Raw genomic sequence first — 18,021 nt, 5'->3', positions numbered from 1 at the left:
AAATGTTTACATTAATGCGGCTCACATCAATCCAGCGAGAAATCGAAGCGATAGGTCGCCGACACGCCGACCATGAACTGATCACGGGAGCCGCGTTCCCTGACGATGCTTGAATCCTTCGCCGCCCCTTGCAGACGGCTATACTCACCGAACAGGCTGGTATCGATCTTGTCGGTTGCCTTCCAGGTGATCGCGCCGCCAACCCCGGCGGACTTGAAGCCGCCACCCGGATTGTATTCTGAAAGCCCCGACGCCGCCGCTTCCTCGGCATCGACGCCAAAATAGGTCTTGAAATAATCCTTCGACGCGAAAGTCGCACGCGGACCGCCTGACACGCGAATTGTTGGCGTAATGTCATAGAACGCATCGGCAGCAATGTCCGCTACGACACCCTTATGCGCACGGATACCATGGCGCACTTCGCCGCGCACACGCAGCCAATCGGTTGGATAAACGTCGACAAACGCGCCCGCCTCACCGCCGAACTTTGTGTCCTTCAGGCCATGAATATCGTCATTACGTTCGAAGAGAAGCTTGCCAGCAAGCCCCACGCGGAAGCGATCATTGTCAATCAAGGCGAAAGATATGTTGTCATTTCGCGACGAGAAGCGAGTGGCCTCTCCCTGCCGACCCAGCGAGATCAACGGCTGGGCGGAAAAACGGTACTTGTTTGAACCCTCGAATTTTGGAGCAACGAGACCAGCCGCACCGACCTTGAGATACCAGTCACCTGACCAAAAATGCTTGCGGGCCGGCTGCGCAGTTTCCGCAGCATAAATATCCGTCTGCTGAACGTCTGCGGAAAAAGCAAACGGGCTGCTCATTAGAAATGCGGCACCTGCAACAAGCGCCAGAGGAACAATACGTGCCACATTAAACTCCAACAAAAGTACCCCAGCTAGTTTTGAGGCATTTTTCTCTTTTGGTCGAGAATAAGTAAAATTTGATTTAAATTTTAAGTGGAAAAAGCAACCACGAATTCGCCTCATGCGAACGAAAGCAAGCGATCCAGTTCAGAAACCGGCCTGGCACTTGCAAGCAGCGCTCGCGCCTCGGCATCATCACGCTTCATCTGCTCGATAAGCGGGTCAAGGCCATCGAACTTTATCTCGCCGCGCAGGAACCCGAAGAACGATACACAAGCGGTTTCGCCATAGAGGTCGCCTGAAAAATCGAAAAGAAAAGTTTCAAGCAGAGGAGCACCGTCACTGTCAACGGTTGGACGCCGGCCGAAACTCGCAACACCGTCGTAAATGTCGCCACCAGCGCGCCGGAACCTGACGGCGTAAATGCCATGCTTCAGCCCTGCTTGTGCATCAATTTGCATATTGGCAGTGGGAAACCCAAGTGTTCGCCCGAGCTTCTTGCCGTGAATGACTTCACCGCACACCATATAACGATAACCGAGAAGTCCCGCCGCTTGAGCGACATCGCCTTCGCAAAGCAGATTTCTTATACGGGTCGACGAGACGAGATTATCGCCTTCATCTGTAAAGGCATCGACAAGCATCACCGTAAATCCGGCAGTTTCTCCCGCTTTCTGAAGGAATTGCGGTGTCCCGCGCCGTCCTTTGCCGAAATGAAAGTCATACCCAGTGACGACACAGCTCGCGTGCAATCTTTCAACCAGAATATGCTCGACGAAATCTTCCGCCGAGCGGGACGAAAACTCAATAGTGAAGGGCTGTTCGACGACAGCATCGAACCCCATCAAACGCAGAATTTCAGCTTTCTTGGGCGCTGCGGTCAAACGATCTATCGGCGCATCGGGCTTGAAAAAACTGCGCGGGTGCGGCTCGAAAGTTAAAACCACTGCCGGAAGCCCACGTTTTTTGGCGATCTCCAGCGCGCGTTCGAGAACGGCCTGATGACCGCGATGAACGCCATCGAAATTGCCGATCGCCACCACACAATTGTGCAGGTGTCCCGGCAGGGAATCCGTTCCAGAAAGGCGCTGAAAGCTGGATTTGGTCATTTTGATCTGGTCTTTGACTGGTCGTGAGAGGTTGCCCTCATTCAAACAAGAGCATTCAGCGCAGCAACCGGGCGATTGCCATGCTTCTGGAGAAACGCCTCCATTCGATCAATGTCAACAGTGCCATCGGTCGTATAGTCCGCCGCGTGAACTCCGCCGGAGATGTAAAGCACATCCAGCCCGAAATCGGCGGCCCCTTTGACATCGGTTAGAACACCGTCTCCGATACCAAGAATTCGCGTTTTCTCGACTTTCGTCCCGCGAATTTCTTCCGCAAACCGCAGCGCTGCTTCATAAATCGGACGATGGGGCTTTCCAGCTATGAGTGTGCGTCCGCCAAGCTGCCCATATTCCCGCGCAAGAGCGCCAGCGCACCAGATCAGCCGGGAGCCGCGCTCAACCATTATATCCGGGTTGGCACAAATGAACGGCAAATTGCGCGAACGCAACCGGACCAGCAATTCCTTGTAATCGTCCGGCGTTTCGCTTTCGTCATCATAAAGCCCGGTACAGACGACACCCGAAGCGTCAAATTCTTCGACCAACTCAACGTCGAGACCGTCATAGATGGTCAGCTCGCGCTCGCAACCGATATGAAACACCTTGCGAGGGCCTTCCGCGATCAGATCACGGGTTACATCGCCCGACGTCACAACACGATCATATGTATCCGCAGGCACGCCTAGACCGAGCATCTGCTTTTCAACATCGGGATGCGGTCTGGGAGAATTGGTTACAAGAACGACCGTGACGCCCTTGGCGCGCGCGCGCTTCAGCGCCTCGATTGCAGCCGGATAAGCGGCCACACCGTTGTGCACGACGCCCCATACATCGCAGAACAGCACATCGTACTGGTCGGTCAGATCGTCGAGGCGTTCAAGCTGCTTCATGGTTTCCTCTTGAGAATTCGTCTGTAGGGCGAGACCGCCAGGGCCGTTTGATGGATTGCCAGCGCTCCATCTAGCGTAGCCAACCACATCTGTCACGGCCTTTAGGCCCGAATCCGACCGCTAAAGCGCGTCCAATTATCCCATGCGATTCTTCATCGTTCATTTACCCTGCTTCGTGACTGACTGTTAGAAAGATACTGATAGGAGCAGGTACAACTTTCCATTTCAACTCTTGTGAGCACAACCGTCGGCGGGGGCCAAAATGAAAAACTGGATGACTAAAGTCGGCGGGCTTCAGCCGCTTGCTTTTCGTCGCTTGCCTCACTTGACGACCCTGCGCTTCGCGAAGGACGAACGCGGGAACTTCGCCATGATCGCGGCTTTGGTGCTAGTGCCGCTGCTTCTCGCTGGCATGGTCGCGGTTGACACCGCCAATCTCATGCGCGTGCGCAACAATGTGCAAGCTTCGCTGGATGCCGCAGCTTTGGCCGTAGGCAAGAGGTTCTCCACCGGAGCCTCCCAATCCGACATGCAGGCCTATGGAGCACGGGTCTTTGGCGCAAACCTTACGGCGATAAACATTGACGCAGTGCAGTTTCAGGTCAGTTTTCCAGAAGGAGCGCAAGCAGACCAGCAAGTGCGGGCAACCGCCAACTTCACATATCAGTCCCTTTTCGGAGTCATAGCGTCTCGCCTGCTGGGTTCGGACCGAAATGACTGGGACGATAAAAAATACGCGATGCAGTCAGCCGTAAGACTTAAGAACACGGTCGAAGTTGCGCTTGTCCTCGATAATTCCGGTTCTATGGATTACCTGGGAAGTGGCTCAAGCAAAAAACGCATGGAATTGCTCAAGGATGCCGCGAAGCAACTCGTGGAGACCATGGCTGCCCAATCTGCCATTATCACGCGGGTCGAAAAACCCGTGCAATTTTCTCTGGTGCCCTTCGCCGGATCCGTCAATGTCGGCCCGCAATATCTAAATGCGGCCTGGATGGATACCACTGGGCTTAATAAAGTCAGCTTCGAATACTTCGATCTCCCTGTCACAATCGATGCCAATCGTAAGATCATCGAGAATCCCGTCGGCAGCAAACGATTCTACAAATCCGGCTCCGGCTGGGGAAAAGATGACGGGAAGCCATTTTCTCGCGCTGTGTTATATAATGATATTATAGCAAGATATAATATATCATGGCTGAAATGGGCTGGATGCGTTGAGGCCCGCAGCGGCAAATATGCACTGGATGTCTCCGCGCCCGTGGCAGACAATCCCGCGACTCTCTTCGTGCCAATGTTCGCACCGGCTGAATACTATATCAGCAGCAGGGACAGCGGCCTGAACTATTGGTGGAACGAAAGTTTAGGTGGTAGCGATTATAGAAAACTACAGCGCGACGTTACGAAGTATTATCTTCAGTTTTCAAGGACACCTCGTGAAGATGGCGGGCCCAACTATAGCTGCACGACCTCTCCTCTAACACTACTTACTGATGTCTCCAAAATTGAAGGCAAAAGGGCGATCTTGAACGCAATTGACGCCATGAAGCCGAAGGGGGGCACGAACGTGCCCGAGGGATTGGCATGGGGATGGCGTACCATTGCTCACGGGGCACCTTTTACCGAAGGCAGACCCGAAAGCGAACGTGGAAATGACAAAGTCGTTATCGTTCTGACCGATGGCGCGAACACCTACTACACTTATAAGTATCTACTCGGAAGCAACGGGTCGGATCGGGCTGGCAACCAGTCTTATTATTCAGCCTACGGCTATACGCGCGAAGTTCCTGCCGAATATGGGCGTACGCGTCTTTTTCAGGAGACGAATATAGCAGTATCGCAGGACAACACTGTCTATGGCAAGGCGATGAATGCGAAATTTGAAACACTTTGCAACAATGCAAAAGCCGCAAATATCGTCATCATGACCGTCGCACTCGATCTAAGCAGCAGCAAGAGCGATGAAAGGGCACAGATCGATCTATTGAGGTCCTGCTCGTCCGATTCTCGCGTTCGCATGGAAAACGGTAAAGCTGCGAAACTTTTCTGGAACTCTACCGGCGGCAATCTCGCAGAAACCTTTCGCCAGATCGGCGACGAACTGTCCAATCTGCGCATCGTCGATTGATATTGGCAACAGCGTCACCATATGCGGGTATCGGCTGCGCCTGCCCTATGGTGGTTGTGCGTTAAGGATGGTGCAAATTAACCATCATCCGCCTGTCAAATTCATCAGGCAATCTTGACAAGATCAGACGCGCCTTCTATCTCAGAACCACGTTAGCACTCTCACATGATGAGTGCTAACAAGCGCGGATCGGTTCGATCCGTAATCGGGTTCAACGTCTATAACACCAAGGGTTATACCATGGCTGATATCAAGTTCCGCCCGCTTCATGACCGCGTCGTCGTTCGTCGCGTTGAATCGGAAGCCAAGACCGCCGGCGGCATCATCATCCCTGACACCGCCAAGGAAAAGCCGCAGGAAGGCGAAATCGTCGCTGTTGGCGCTGGCGCTCGTGATGAAGCAGGCAAGCTGATTGCTCTGGAAGTCAAGGCTGGCGACAAGGTTCTGTTCGGCAAATGGTCGGGCACCGAAGTCAAGATCGGCGGCGAAGACCTGCTGATCATGAAGGAATCCGACATTTTGGGTATCGTTGGCTAATCAAGCCTCGGGCGGTTTCGCTCTTACCTGAAAACCAATTCACCATAATCTGACCGGGACAATTCCCAGGAGAGTAAAATGGCTGCTAAAGACGTAAAATTCGGCCGTACTGCGCGCGAAAAGATGCTGCGCGGCGTCGATATCCTCGCTGACGCTGTTAAGGTAACGCTCGGCCCGAAGGGTCGTAACGTTGTTATCGACAAGTCCTTCGGCGCTCCGCGCATCACCAAGGACGGCGTATCGGTCGCCAAGGAAATCGAACTGGAAGACAAGTTCGAAAACATGGGCGCACAGATGCTGCGCGAAGTTGCTTCCAAGACCAACGACACTGCTGGCGATGGCACGACGACCGCTACCGTTCTCGGTCAGGCTATCGTTCAGGAAGGCGCCAAGGCTGTTGCTGCCGGCATGAACCCGATGGACCTGAAGCGCGGTATCGATCTCGCAGTTTCGGAAGTCGTTGCAGAACTTCTCGGCAAGGCCAAGAAGATCAACACCTCGGAAGAAGTTGCCCAGGTTGGCACGATTTCCGCAAACGGCGAAGCCGAAATCGGCAAGATGATCGCTGAAGCGATGCAGAAGGTCGGCAACGAAGGCGTCATCACGGTTGAAGAAGCCAAGACCGCCGAAACCGAACTTGAAGTCGTTGAAGGCATGCAGTTCGATCGCGGTTACCTGTCGCCTTACTTCGTCACCAACCCTGAAAAGATGGTTGCTGACCTCGAAGACGCATACATCCTTCTGCATGAAAAGAAGCTCTCGAACCTTCAGGCTCTTCTGCCGGTTCTGGAAGCTGTTGTTCAGACCTCGAAGCCGCTCGTCATCATTGCTGAAGACGTCGAAGGCGAAGCTCTTGCAACTCTCGTCGTCAACAAGCTGCGCGGCGGCCTGAAGATTGCTGCTGTCAAGGCTCCGGGCTTTGGCGATCGTCGCAAGGCCATGCTGGAAGATATCGCAATCCTCACCGGCGGTCAGGTTATCTCCGAAGACCTCGGCATCAAGCTCGAAACCGTCACGCTCGACATGCTCGGCCGTGCAAAGAAGGTTTCGATCTCCAAGGAAAACACCACGATCGTTGACGGTGCAGGCCAGAAGGCTGAAATCGACGCTCGCGTTGGCCAGATCAAGCAGCAGATCGAAGAAACCTCTTCGGACTACGACCGTGAAAAGCTTCAGGAACGCCTTGCCAAGCTCGCTGGCGGCGTTGCCGTCATCCGCGTCGGCGGTGCAACGGAAGTTGAAGTGAAGGAAAAGAAGGACCGCGTTGACGACGCCCTGAATGCAACCCGCGCTGCGGTTGAAGAAGGCATCGTTGCTGGCGGCGGCACTGCCCTCCTCCGCGCTTCGGCCAAGATCACTGCGAAGGGCATCAATGCCGACCAGGAAGCTGGCATCAACATCGTTCGTCGCGCTCTGCAGGCTCCGGCTCGCCAGATCACGACCAATGCCGGTGAAGAAGCTTCGGTCATCGTTGGCAAGATCCTCGAAAACAGCGAAGAAACCTTCGGCTACAACACCGCTACCGGTGAATTCGGCGACCTGATCAAGGCTGGCGTTGTCGATCCGGTCAAGGTTGTCCGCACCGCCCTGCAGAATGCAGCATCGGTTGCCGGTCTCTTGATCACGACCGAAGCCATGATCGCCGAACTGCCGAAGAAGGATGCAGCTCCGGCTGGCATGCCTGGCGGCATGGGCGGCATGGGCGGCATGGACTTCTAAGAAGCCACGTCCTTATTTCTTTGAAACGCGAGAAAGGCGGCCCCTGGCCGCCTTTCTTTTTGCTTGTCGTAACCCGTTGTGATTTATGAAAAATTTACTCTGCTTTCGGTTTGCCACCGTGCATCTATTATTTTAGAAACTTCTGATTGACACTGGACCATCAATCATGGTCAATCCGAATTGATATAGAGACGGACTTCCTGTTTGCCCCCGCACTTTGGAAGTCCTGTCTCGGGCAACAGGAAAGACAGGCTTCAGCCTGTCTTTCCACTTGCACTCCCTAAAAACCAGCCTTTATTCTGCCGCGTCGATCCGCTCCTTGCTGGAAGCAACTGCGTCATATCGAGCACGCGCCATCATCACTTTTGCTTCGTTGGCTACTGCCCATTCACCCAGTGCACGCACCGGTCGCAGAAGGTCACGTCCCATGTCAGTCAGTTCATACTCTACCTTAGGCGGTATAGTCGGAAAGATCGTACGATTGACGAAGCCATCCCGTTCCAGATTCCGCAACGTGGTCGTCAACATTTTCTGAGAAATGCCTTCCACCGTTCGGCGCAACTCGTTGAAACGCATCGGACGATTGCCGAGATAACTCACCACCAGCACAGACCATTTGTCGCCAACGCGGGACAGAATCTCGGTCACGGTCCTGCAAGCGCTGGTTTCCTTGAAGTTACCCGGTTTCATAAAAGTGCCTCCTTGCGCCGAAAATTGGTCACTTATATAGCGTCGGTTTCTAATGGTTACTACTTCAATGAGGTGTTATCTATGTCCGATCTCAAAGTCGCTGTCATCATCGGCAGCACGCGCGAACAGCGTTTTGCCCCGGTCCCCGCCCAATGGATTGCGAAACTTGTTGCCGAACGGCCCGAACTGGACGTCGAAGTTCTCGATGTCGCGGACTATCCGATGGGTTTCTATGGCGACACATCCACCACGACCGCTCAGGCAGAAACCGCTGACAAATGGAAAACGAAACTGCGGGAATTCGATGCTTATATTCTCACCGCCGCTGAATATAATCATGCGCCAACTGCCGTTCTAAAGAACGCTATCGACTATGGTGACTGGATACAGAAGCCGATGGGCTTCGTTGGCTACGGAGGCGTCGGTGGCGCTCGCGCTGTCGAACAACTGCGGATGATCGCTGTGGAAATGTCCTCTATGTCCGTCAAAACAGGCGTCCATATCCTCTTCCCCGACTATCTTGCGGTCGTTAAAGGCGAGAACAAGCTGGATGATTTCCCTCATCTGGCGGAAGCGGCCAAGAATATGCTGGACCAGTTGATCTGGTGGGGCAAGGCACTAAAGGCCGCTCGCGCCGGATAATGAACATGGCAAGCCGAAACCCGGAGTTCAGGCTTGCCGCTGTCATCGCTTGCCCTATGATTATTCCCGATTGCAACGGAGTGATAGTTATATGCGCAAGGAACTGCCCATCAGCACCGCCCCGAAAGACGGCCGAAAGATAACAGTCGTCTGGACTGACGAGGACGACCAGCGCAACGAGTCAATTGCCCAATACCGAACACTTGCTCAATTGCAGGCCGGCGGCGGTCAATGGGACGAGACGGATACTGGCTGGTGGACATTCACCGACAGCAAAACCCAGCGCAAGATTGAACCGATTGCCTGGATTTCCGAAACGGACGACGATGAAGACGGCGATGCTTGACATTGCGGATAATCAATAAAAATTGACTCTCTCAGTCATATTTTATCAAATGATTGTACCTTAAAGTTTCACGAAGAAACATCAGCCGTCTGTAAATGGCGGTGATATATTCATTATAAGGCTCGCTTCCGAGTCCAAGTCAGTCGGAGACCACAGATGACCGCTACGCGAACCGAAACAGACACTTTCGGACCGATTGATGTTCCTGCGGACCGCTACTGGGGCGCCCAGACCCAACGCTCGCTGCAAAATTTCAAAATCGGTGGGGAGCGCATGCCACTGCCATTGGTTCATGCGCTGGGCGTCGTCAAACGCGCGGCAGCAGAAACCAATATTGCACTGGGAAAGCTCGATCCGGTTCTTGGTCAGGTAATTGCGGTAGCGGCCTCAGAGGTCATTGAGGGTAAACTCGATGATCATTTCCCGTTGGTCGTCTGGCAGACGGGCTCCGGCACGCAATCCAATATGAATGCCAATGAGGTCATTTCAAATCGGGCTATCGAGCTTCTCGGCGGTGAGATGGGCTCCAAGAAACCGGTCCATCCCAATGACCATGTAAATATGAGCCAATCGTCCAATGACAGTTTCCCGACAGCAATCCATATCGCCACGGCGGTCGAGGCGGTCAACCGGCTGTATCCGGCGCTGGAACAGCTGACCGAAGCGCTCAAGGCCAAGGAAGAAACGTTCAGGGATATTATCAAGATCGGTCGCACGCATACGCAAGACGCAACGCCTGTCACACTCGGACAGGAGTTTTCTGGCTACCGCGCCGCATTGGAATATGCACGCCGTCGTATCGAGCAATCACTCGCCGACGTCTTTTTGCTCGCCCAAGGCGGAACGGCAGTCGGCACTGGCCTCAACGCGCCAATCGGCTTCGATACGGGTTTTGCCGAAGCGGTGAGCGAAATAACGGGGCTTCCCTTCAAGACGGCACCCAACAAATTCGAAGCGCTCGCCAGCCATGGCGCCATTCTCAACTTCCATGGCAGCTTGAACGCCTTGGCAGCAGATCTTTTCAAGATCGCCAACGACATTCGTTTCCTGGGCTCAGGCCCGCGTTCCGGCCTTGGAGAACTGGCATTGCCGGAAAACGAACCGGGGTCGTCCATCATGCCGGGCAAGGTTAACCCGACACAGGCCGAAGCTTTGACAATGGTGGCAACACAGGTGTTCGGCAATCAGGCGACAATTACGGTTGCTGCCAGCCAGGGACACTTTGAACTCAACGTGTTCAAGCCGGTGATCGCATATAATGTCCTGCAATCGATCCGTATTCTCAGCGACGCGATGGTGTCGTTTGCCGATCATTGTGTGGAAGGAATCGAACCGAACCGGGGCCGAATCAAGGAACTATTGGATCGTTCGCTGATGCTCGTCACGGCGCTCGCTCCCGCTATCGGCTATGACAACGCGGCCAAGATCGCCAAGACCGCACATAAAAACGGAACGACTTTGCGCGAAGAAGCGCTGGCGAGCGGTCTCGTGACGGAAGAAGACTATGAGCGATTGGTTCGCGCGGAGAGAATGATTGCGCCGGAGTGAATTGGTATTCATATTGTAAACAAACTGTCGAGGATTAGACGGCTTTCTTTGACAGTCAGCAATCGTTAATTGATGCCGCAGTTCAACAGGAGATAGCCCCCATGTCCTCTATCACTCCACAGTCCAATGGCGTTGTTACGCTCATTGCCCGCATCTTTCTTTCGATCCTCTTCATCATTGCCGGCTACGGCAAGCTCACTGCCATTTCGGGCACCGCGGGTTACTTTGCTGGCCTTGGCCTCCCACTCCCAACCGTTACGGCTGTTATCGTCGGTCTGGTTGAATTCGTAGGCGGCCTCGCAATTCTCGTTGGTTTTCAGACCCGTATCGCAGCCGCCGTTGTCGGTCTCTTCACCATCGGTGCGACGCTCGTGGCTCATATGGATTTCTCACAAGGCATGAACGCCATGATGGCGCAGAAGAATCTCGCAATTGCTGGCGGCCTGTTCATCCTCGCCCTGCATGGCGCAGGCGCGCTCTCGATTGACGCCAAGCGCGGCTGATCAAGCGTTCCAAGCACGATAACAAAAACCGCGCCATGAAAAGGCGCGGTTTTTCTTATTTCACGATTGCTACGCGGAAAAATTAATCGCTCAATCCCTTGCGGATGCGGTTGGCAACTTCCGTAACGCGTGCATTCTCCCGGCTTCGATGCGCGGAGACGAGGCAGGCTTGCGAGCGCAGGATAACGCCGTCTTCCAGAACCTTAAGCCGGTTTGCCCGCAACGTGGAGCCGGTCGACGTAATATCCACGATCATATCGGCAGAGCCAGCCGCGGGGGCCCCTTCGGTCGCGCCAAGGCTTTCCACGATGCGATAAACCTGAATCCCATGCTTCTGCGAAAAGAACTGCTGCGTCAGCCGCCAGTATTTGGTGGCAATACGAAGCCGACGCCCGTGACGCTGGCGGAAATCCGCAGCCACGTCGTCCAGATCGGCCATGCTGGTCACATCGCGCCAGACTTCCGGGACGGCCACGACAACATCAGCGTGACCGAAACCAAGTTCCGCTTCGATAGCCACGCGCTCCTCCGAGCGCGCCAGCGTCTCGCGAACGAGGTCTTCGCCCGTCACACCAAGATCGACGCTGCCATATCCCAGCTCGCGGGCTATTTCGGAAGCGGAAAGGAACAGAATATCAAGATCCGGTACGCCCTCAACGCGCGCGCGATAATTCCGCGAGTCGTCCGGCAGTATCACGTTGTAACCCGCTCTTTGAAGCACAGCGAGCGTCTGCTCCTTCAATCGCCCTTTGGAAGGCAGTGCCAGCGTCACACTCATTTTTTCTCTCCCGCCAGCATCTGCAACCGGTCGAGCCAGATAGAAAAGCCAACGCCGGGAATATTTTCCGAAGCGCCAAGCATGGTCAGAAGCCGATCATAGCGGCCACCGCCCGCGAGAATGCCGTCTTTCTCGACGCCCTCAGCCCGAATTTCGTAAACGAGACCGGTATAGTAATCGAGCGGACGCCCGAAGGATGCATCATAGATAATGTCTTTGGTGGCAATGCCTGCATTTGCAATGGCATCACTGCGTGCTTCAAACTTCTGCAGCACCGCTGCCAGGTCAAGAGCGTGTTCCGAAGCGAATGCTCGCAAGGTAATGGCTGCGGAATCAAGCGAGACGCGCATTTCGAGAAACTGTTTCAGGAGATCGAGCGCCGATGCCGGAAAGCGCGTAGCCGCCAAGTCTTCCTTTTCGATCAACCGCCGGGCGATCTCGGCAGGAGAACGACCTGCGCCGGGCGAGATACCAGCTTCAAGCATTTCTGCTTCCAGCATGCGCGCAAGCCCGGATTCGTCCCCTTCAGCGACAAGAACCGCAAGTGTTTCCGGCAATGGATCACGTCGCTGTGCGCCCGTCAGTTCAGCAAGCACCTGTTCCATTGATCCGGCATCACCGAAGGAACGCAAAAGTTTCTTGCGCCATCCTTGCGGCAAGCCCAGCGCCTTCAGCATGCCGGCAAAGACGGATTGGTCTCCCAAAACGATCTCGAGCGCAGCTTCCGGAACAACCGCGCGAACACAGACCAGAGCATCGGCGATAGAACGGGCGTCCGAAGCCGCTTCATCGGAAGCGCCTAAATCTTCGATACCGGCTTGAAGAAATTCAGCCGCACCGTCCCGGCGCTGGCGGAACACTTCGCCCAGATAGGCGTAACGCTTCGGCGTGGCAGCGTTAAGGGCGATGTGATTGCGACAAACAGGAATGGTAAATTCCGGTCGCAGGCACAGGCTGTCACCATTCTCGTTTTCGGTCAGGAAAATACGGCGGCGCAAATCCTCGCCCGCCATATCCAGAAATGGATCAGCCGGCTGAATCAGCGGAATTTCGACAAGTTCGGCTTCACGCGCATCAAGGGTGGCACGAAGAGAATTGAGAATACCGGGCGAGCTCGATCCAGCCATGGCTTCCGTCACTTCGATTGTTCTGCGCGATCCCGCGCCTGACTGGCAAGGATTTCGCGGACGGCCTCGACAAGCCCTTCTTCCTTGACCGTGATCTGCGCCGGGCGGCTCTCGCGCCAGGTCACATTGTCCTCGATCTCGGCGGAAAGCCGCTTGCCCTCGACCAGATCCTTGATCTGCACCTCACCGGCCTCGCGTTCCTGAGAGCCCTGAATGATGACGCAAGGCGCCTCACGCCGGTCGGCGTATTTCATCTGCGCCTTCATGCCGGAGCCACCGACATACATTTCGGCGCGGATACCTGCCTGACGCAGATCGGAAACCATCTTTTGATAGCGGCCAAGGCTTTGTGAGTCCTTGTCCATGACCAGAACTACCACTGGACCGACCACATCGGAAACGTCCAGCTTGCCGAGGTTCTTCAAAGCCGTCATCAGACGTGAAACGCCGATGGAAAAGCCCGTTGCGGGAACCGGCTCACCACGGAAGCGCGACACCAGACCGTCATAACGGCCGCCGCCGCCTACGGAACCGAACACCACCTTCTGACCATCTTCATTGGTCACGTCGAACAGAAGCTCTGCTTCGAAGACCGGGCCGGTGTAATATTCGAGACCGCGCACGACGGACGGATCGATTTTCACGCGGCCATCGTAGCCGCCCGCCGAGAACAACGCCTGCATGTCAGCGAGTTCGGCTACGCCTTCTTCGCCCTTGGCGTTACCCCCCACAACAGCGCGGAGATTGGCAATCGTTTCCGACCCAGTGGCACCGCCCGCCACAGTGAAAGCCAGTATCTTTTCAATCGAGGCGTCAGAGAGTTCAGCACCCTTGGTGAAATCACCGCTTTCGTCGAGACGCCCCTTGCCGAGCAGCAAGCGAACACCTTCAGGGCCAAACTTGTCGAGCTTGTCGATAGCTCGCAGCACATTGAGGCGCTTTGCAGCATTGCCCTCGCCCTGAAGCCCGATAGAATCCAGCACGCCGTCCAGCACCTTGCGGTTATTGACGCGGATCACATAATCCCCGCGCCGAATGCCGAGACGCTCCAGCGTGTCGGCCATCATCATGCACATTTCGGCATCGGCCGACACGTTCGGCGCACCGACCGTGTCGGCGTCGAACTGCATGAACTGGCGGAAACGGCCCGGACCCGGCTTTTCGTTGCGGAACACCCAGCCATTGCGGTAGCTGCGATACGGCTTCGGCAATGACTCAAAGTTTTCGGCGACGTAACGCGCGAGCGGCGCCGTCAAGTCATAGCGCAGCGACAGCCATTGTTCGTCGTCGTCCTGAAAGGAAAACACGCCTTCGTTCGGACGATCCTGATCCGGCAGAAATTTTCCGAGCGCATCCGTATATTCCACAAGCGGCGTTTCCACCGGCTCGAAGCCATAGAGGTCATAAACTTCACGGATGGTCGCCATCATCTTTTCGGCGGCGCGCAAATCATCCGGCACCCGATCGACAAACCCGCGCGGCAACCGCGCCTTCATCTTGTCCGCTTTATCGGCCATTTTTCCCGCCTGATCGCTGATTTGTACATATTGCCGATTGGAACCGGCACCAATTCTGTTGCCGGTTTCCTAACCGATCAAGTCCGTTGCGGCAAGTGCGGGGAGGATGTTCAGCGTGTCGCAATGGCGACTGCTGCTCCTGCCATCATGCCGGCGCTGGTTCTGTTGGCAATCCGCATCATGCGCGGGCTGCGAAGAAACCGCCGCGCCTGCGCTGCAAGTACTACCCACGCCGTATCAACCGCGGCGAGAACGACGAACATGACCAGCAGCAATTCGCCCCAACCCACAAGGGACACATGCGTGATGTCGACCACCGTCGGCAGAATGGCGAGGTAGAACACCATGATCTTGGGATTGCCGAGCGTAATCGCCAGCGCGCTCAGAAAAAGCCTCCCTGCTTCACTCTGACGGGGAATGGCGCTTTCATCGGAAACTTCATCAACCGGGGCGATCCACATCTTCCACGAAAGATAGATCAGGTAGGCAACACCCGCATATTTGAGAATGAGAAATGCTGTGTGAAATGTATTGGCCAGCGCGGCCAGTCCCCAGACCGCCAATGAAAGCCAGACAGCATCCCCGAGCCACAGACCAAACATGAATGGAAAGACGCCCTTGTGGCCACGACTGATGACGCGAGCCACCAGCGCGCCGACGTTCGGCCCTGGCGTGCCCGCCGCCACAACCAGAATCCCGGCGAATGCCCACAACGACACCAAGTCCATGACCATCTCCCATCTTTCAGAAGTGGATGTTTCTCGCAGAAATGGCGCTGCTTAGCAATCGCCGACCTAACCGGGTCTTTTGAAACTCTGTCGCAATTTTTCGATGTGCGTCCGGCAATGACAGCCTTCAATATGATCGTTCACGAGTCCCATAGCCTGCATGAAGGCATAAACCGTCGTTGGCCCGACAAAGGACCAGCCGCGTTTCTTCAGGTCTTTGGAAATGCGGATCGAAGTCTCGGTTTTTGGATTGGCAATCAAAGTTGGGTAATCCACGACAGCGGGACGGTCTTTTGCATCAGGCTCGAAAGACCAGAAATATGCTGCCAATGAACCTTTCTCCGCAACGAGTTCAATTGCGCGTTTGGCATTATTGATTGTCGATTCAATCTTGCCTCGGTGCCGCACAATGCCTTTGTCAGCCAGAAGGCGCTCCACATCCGCCTGCCCATAGCGGGCGACCCTATGGAAATCGAAGCCATCGAAAGCAGCGCGAAAATTCTCCCGCTTTCGCAAGATTGTCAGCCACGACAGTCCGGACTGGAAACCTTCAAGACAGATCTTCTCGAACAGCCGGAAATCGTCTGAAACAGGAACACCCCATTCATTGTCATGATAGGCAAGATAGTCCGGCAACGCGCCCGGCCAGAAGCAACGGGTCATTCCATCGGCGCCGACGATCAGACCGGTTCTTGCCTCTGCAACATCGTTCATTGCTCCGCCTCTCAAGCTTCATCCATAATTAATTATGTCGCGCAACTTGCCACTAACCACAACTTTAATTGGTAGGGTTCTCTGGCGGAACACGCGAGCGAAATTTACCTTTACGATTCCATTCCGGCGCACAATCCCCACACGAGCATGAGGGCCGCTCTCCTGACAACGGATGGCAGGAGCTGCACTGGGCAACTGCGCCACAAATGATTTCCGGCGCAAAGAGACGGATTTGGATCATGAAACCACGTCATCTTCTTTTAATCGGATCGCTTGCGGCGATTGCCGTTTCCATCGTCAGCACTGGCATGGCGTTTGCCAATGATCGCTACGCAACGCTCCCGCCAGTGAGCGTGAGCCCCGATCTCTCCGCGCCATGGGTTGCCCAGTTACAGGGGCAACCTGCCCGTATCAAAGCCGTGCCGCAAACTCAGCAGCCGGTACCGCGCGTCGCCGCCAGACAGAAACAGAGAACCAAATCGAGCTATCGCCAGGTTTCATACCAGCGCCCGGCTGCAAATCCTGTCACCACCGTGCGAAAGCACCAGATCGACCCGGCTTATCTGCCGCAGACGGTTTCCTATTCAGGAAATGAAAGACCTGGCACGATCGTTATCGATACGGGCAAACGCTTCCTTTATCTCGTACAATCCGACGGCAAGGCCATGCGCTATGGTGTTGGTGTCGGAAAACAGGGATTTAGCTGGAAGGGTTCCCAGCGCATCAGCCGCAAGGCCGAATGGCCGACCTGGACACCACCGAAGACAATGATCGCCCGCGAACGAAAGAAGGGGCGCATCCTGCCCGCGCGTATGCAAGGCGGCATCAATAATCCGCTTGGCGCGCGCGCCCTTTATCTCGGCTCCACGCTTTACCGCATCCACGGGACCAATCAACCCTGGACCATCGGCAAGGCAATGTCGTCCGGCTGTATTCGGATGCGCAATGAAGACGTGACCGATCTTTACGAACGAGTTCCGGTCGGCACGAAGGTCGTTGTCCGTTAGAACAATCAGCTTATTTAAGCTGCTTGCGACCGCCCCATTGCCGGGCGGTCGCATTATTTTCATAAATCTGAAACGACCAAAATTTCTGCACAGAAAGAATGATCGCAGATTTGGAAACATGATTGAAAGGGCTTTTCCTTTTCCCGCGAACACCCATATGCTGACCGTGGCAAAGTCCAAAGAGATATCAAAAGAACTGCCAGATGGCAGTTCGTGCCGGGAGAAGACCCGGCATGCAGGTTGAATAGCGTTCTGGCGCATCGAGGGACTAACCCCGCGTCAGGGGCTTCGAGGGAAAGGATAAAACATGACCGTACCGATGGTTAAACTGAACGACGGAAATCACATCCCGCAGCTCGGTTACGGTGTCTGGCAAGTGGGCAACGACGAGGCGGTCGCCGCTGTCAGCGAAGCATTGAAAGCAGGATATCGCCATATCGATACCGCTGCCATCTACGGCAACGAAGAAGGCGTGGGCAAGGCGATCGCAAATTCCGGCTTCGCGCGCAGCGACATTTTCCTCACCACGAAACTGTGGAATAGCGAGCAAGGTTATGAATCGACGCTGAAAGCGTTCGACGCAAGCCTGAAAAAGCTCGGCACCGACTATGTCGATCTCTATCTCATCCATTGGCCGACGCCTTCAAAAGATCTCTTCATGGAAACATGGCGCGCGTTTGTGAAGTTGAAAGAAGAAGGGCGAGCGAGATCCATCGGCGTGTCCAATTTTCGCACAGCCGACCTGGAACGCGTCATCAAGGAAAGCGGCGTAACGCCCGTTCTCAATCAGATTGAACTGCATCCGCAATTTCAGCAGGACGAGTTGCGTCTGTTCCACGGCAAGCACAACATCGCAACGGAAGCGTGGAGCCCGCTCGGGCAGGGCAAGATACTGGAAGATGCCACGCTGAGGACCATCGCTGAAAAGCACGGCAAGTCGGTTGCACAAGTCATACTGCGCTGGCACATCGAAACCGGCAATATCGTCATTCCGAAATCTGTCACGCCTGCCCGAATCAAGGAAAACTTCGATATTTTCGATTTCCGCCTCAACGGAACCGATCATGATGCCATTACGAAGCTGGACAAGGCCGATGGACGGATAGGTCCGAATCCAAGTACATTCTCCGCTGGTTGAACAGACGGCAAAAACCGGGCAATCGCCCGGTTTT

At 55.0% G+C, this 18,021-nt stretch carries 18 protein-coding genes; 9 read left to right on the top strand and 9 right to left on the bottom strand.

What is annotated here, in order from left to right; genetic code table 11:
- Nucleotides 1-26: 26 nt before the first annotated feature.
- The 3 genes from F9K78_RS07385 to F9K78_RS07375 form a co-directional block, all read right to left on the bottom strand.
- Nucleotides 27-887, bottom strand: a complete 861-nt coding sequence (locus F9K78_RS07385) for a MipA/OmpV family protein (protein WP_121986294.1) — start codon at nucleotides 885-887, stop codon at nucleotides 27-29.
- Between the two features lie 98 nt (nucleotides 888-985).
- Entirely contained in the window at nucleotides 986-1,975 is a 990-nt protein-coding gene (locus F9K78_RS07380; RefSeq protein ID WP_121986293.1) for a bifunctional riboflavin kinase/FAD synthetase, read from the bottom strand.
- A 41-nt stretch (nucleotides 1,976-2,016) separates the two neighbouring features.
- Entirely contained in the window at nucleotides 2,017-2,865 is an 849-nt protein-coding gene (locus tag F9K78_RS07375; protein WP_121986292.1) for a TIGR01459 family HAD-type hydrolase, read from the bottom strand.
- 262 nt (nucleotides 2,866-3,127) lie between these two features.
- On the opposite strand from F9K78_RS07375, the gene F9K78_RS07370 reads away from it, so the two are divergent.
- From F9K78_RS07370 to groL, 3 genes are all read left to right on the top strand, one after another.
- On the top strand, nucleotides 3,128-4,993 hold the full coding sequence (locus F9K78_RS07370; RefSeq protein WP_121986291.1) for a pilus assembly protein TadG-related protein: 1,866 nt from the start codon (nucleotides 3,128-3,130) through the stop codon (nucleotides 4,991-4,993).
- 240 nt (nucleotides 4,994-5,233) lie between these two features.
- Nucleotides 5,234-5,530 (top strand): co-chaperone GroES, encoded by a 297-nt coding sequence (groES, locus tag F9K78_RS07365; RefSeq protein ID WP_006472506.1) that lies wholly within the window; start codon nucleotides 5,234-5,236, stop codon nucleotides 5,528-5,530.
- A gap of 78 nt (nucleotides 5,531-5,608) precedes the next feature.
- On the top strand, nucleotides 5,609-7,249 hold the full coding sequence (groL, locus tag F9K78_RS07360) for a chaperonin GroEL (protein WP_121980997.1): 1,641 nt from the start codon (nucleotides 5,609-5,611) through the stop codon (nucleotides 7,247-7,249).
- 294 nt (nucleotides 7,250-7,543) lie between these two features.
- Here groL and F9K78_RS07355 read toward each other — a convergent pair whose 3' ends face one another.
- A complete protein-coding gene (locus F9K78_RS07355) occupies nucleotides 7,544-7,939 on the bottom strand; it encodes a winged helix-turn-helix transcriptional regulator (RefSeq protein WP_121986290.1) in 396 nt (131 codons plus the stop codon).
- A gap of 81 nt (nucleotides 7,940-8,020) precedes the next feature.
- On the opposite strand from F9K78_RS07355, the gene F9K78_RS07350 reads away from it, so the two are divergent.
- From F9K78_RS07350 to F9K78_RS07335, 4 genes are all read left to right on the top strand, one after another.
- The gene (locus F9K78_RS07350; RefSeq protein WP_121986289.1) at nucleotides 8,021-8,581 is read left to right on the top strand and encodes an NADPH-dependent FMN reductase; all 561 of its coding nucleotides are present in this window, start codon (nucleotides 8,021-8,023) and stop codon (nucleotides 8,579-8,581) included.
- Between the two features lie 91 nt (nucleotides 8,582-8,672).
- Entirely contained in the window at nucleotides 8,673-8,927 is a 255-nt protein-coding gene (locus tag F9K78_RS07345; protein WP_121986288.1) for a hypothetical protein, read from the top strand.
- Nucleotides 8,928-9,083: 156 nt separating this feature from the next.
- Nucleotides 9,084-10,475 (top strand): class II fumarate hydratase, encoded by a 1,392-nt coding sequence (fumC, locus tag F9K78_RS07340; RefSeq protein ID WP_151682113.1) that lies wholly within the window; start codon nucleotides 9,084-9,086, stop codon nucleotides 10,473-10,475.
- Between the two features lie 101 nt (nucleotides 10,476-10,576).
- Nucleotides 10,577-10,978 carry a DoxX family protein gene (locus tag F9K78_RS07335; protein ID WP_121981002.1) on the top strand — a complete coding sequence of 134 codons (402 nt, stop codon included), beginning with the start codon at nucleotides 10,577-10,579 and terminating at the stop codon, nucleotides 10,976-10,978.
- A gap of 82 nt (nucleotides 10,979-11,060) precedes the next feature.
- Here F9K78_RS07335 and hisG read toward each other — a convergent pair whose 3' ends face one another.
- The 5 genes from hisG to F9K78_RS07310 form a co-directional block, all read right to left on the bottom strand.
- Nucleotides 11,061-11,756: an ATP phosphoribosyltransferase gene (gene hisG, locus F9K78_RS07330; protein WP_121986286.1), complete on the bottom strand. Its 696-nt coding sequence runs from the start codon at nucleotides 11,754-11,756 to the stop codon at nucleotides 11,061-11,063.
- Nucleotides 11,753-12,883, bottom strand: a complete 1,131-nt coding sequence (locus tag F9K78_RS07325; protein WP_121986285.1) for an ATP phosphoribosyltransferase regulatory subunit — start codon at nucleotides 12,881-12,883, stop codon at nucleotides 11,753-11,755. The genes hisG and F9K78_RS07325 overlap by 4 nt, the downstream gene beginning before the upstream one ends.
- Before the next feature lie 8 nt (nucleotides 12,884-12,891).
- Nucleotides 12,892-14,400: a histidine--tRNA ligase gene (gene hisS, locus F9K78_RS07320; RefSeq protein ID WP_121986284.1), complete on the bottom strand. Its 1,509-nt coding sequence runs from the start codon at nucleotides 14,398-14,400 to the stop codon at nucleotides 12,892-12,894.
- A 110-nt stretch (nucleotides 14,401-14,510) separates the two neighbouring features.
- Complete coding sequence (locus F9K78_RS07315; RefSeq protein WP_121986283.1) at nucleotides 14,511-15,128, bottom strand: LysE family translocator; 618 nt, start codon at nucleotides 15,126-15,128, stop codon at nucleotides 14,511-14,513.
- Nucleotides 15,129-15,194: 66 nt separating this feature from the next.
- A complete protein-coding gene (locus F9K78_RS07310) occupies nucleotides 15,195-15,842 on the bottom strand; it encodes a DNA-3-methyladenine glycosylase I (RefSeq protein ID WP_121981005.1) in 648 nt (215 codons plus the stop codon).
- Nucleotides 15,843-16,081: 239 nt separating this feature from the next.
- Here F9K78_RS07310 and F9K78_RS07305 point away from each other — a divergent pair, with 239 nt between their 5' ends.
- Nucleotides 16,082-16,849, top strand: coding sequence for a L,D-transpeptidase (locus tag F9K78_RS07305; RefSeq protein ID WP_121986357.1), 768 nt, complete (start codon nucleotides 16,082-16,084; stop codon nucleotides 16,847-16,849).
- 307 nt (nucleotides 16,850-17,156) lie between these two features.
- Nucleotides 17,157-17,987, top strand: coding sequence for an aldo/keto reductase (locus F9K78_RS07300; protein ID WP_121986282.1), 831 nt, complete (start codon nucleotides 17,157-17,159; stop codon nucleotides 17,985-17,987).
- The last annotated feature ends 34 nt before the right edge of the window (nucleotides 17,988-18,021 follow it).

The organism is Brucella pseudintermedia (assembly GCF_008932435.1).
GTDB classification, from domain to species: Bacteria; Pseudomonadota; Alphaproteobacteria; order Rhizobiales; family Rhizobiaceae; genus Brucella; species Brucella pseudintermedia.
The sequence above is the reverse complement of the archived record's forward strand: the minus strand, read 5'-3'. Positions and strand labels throughout refer to the sequence as shown.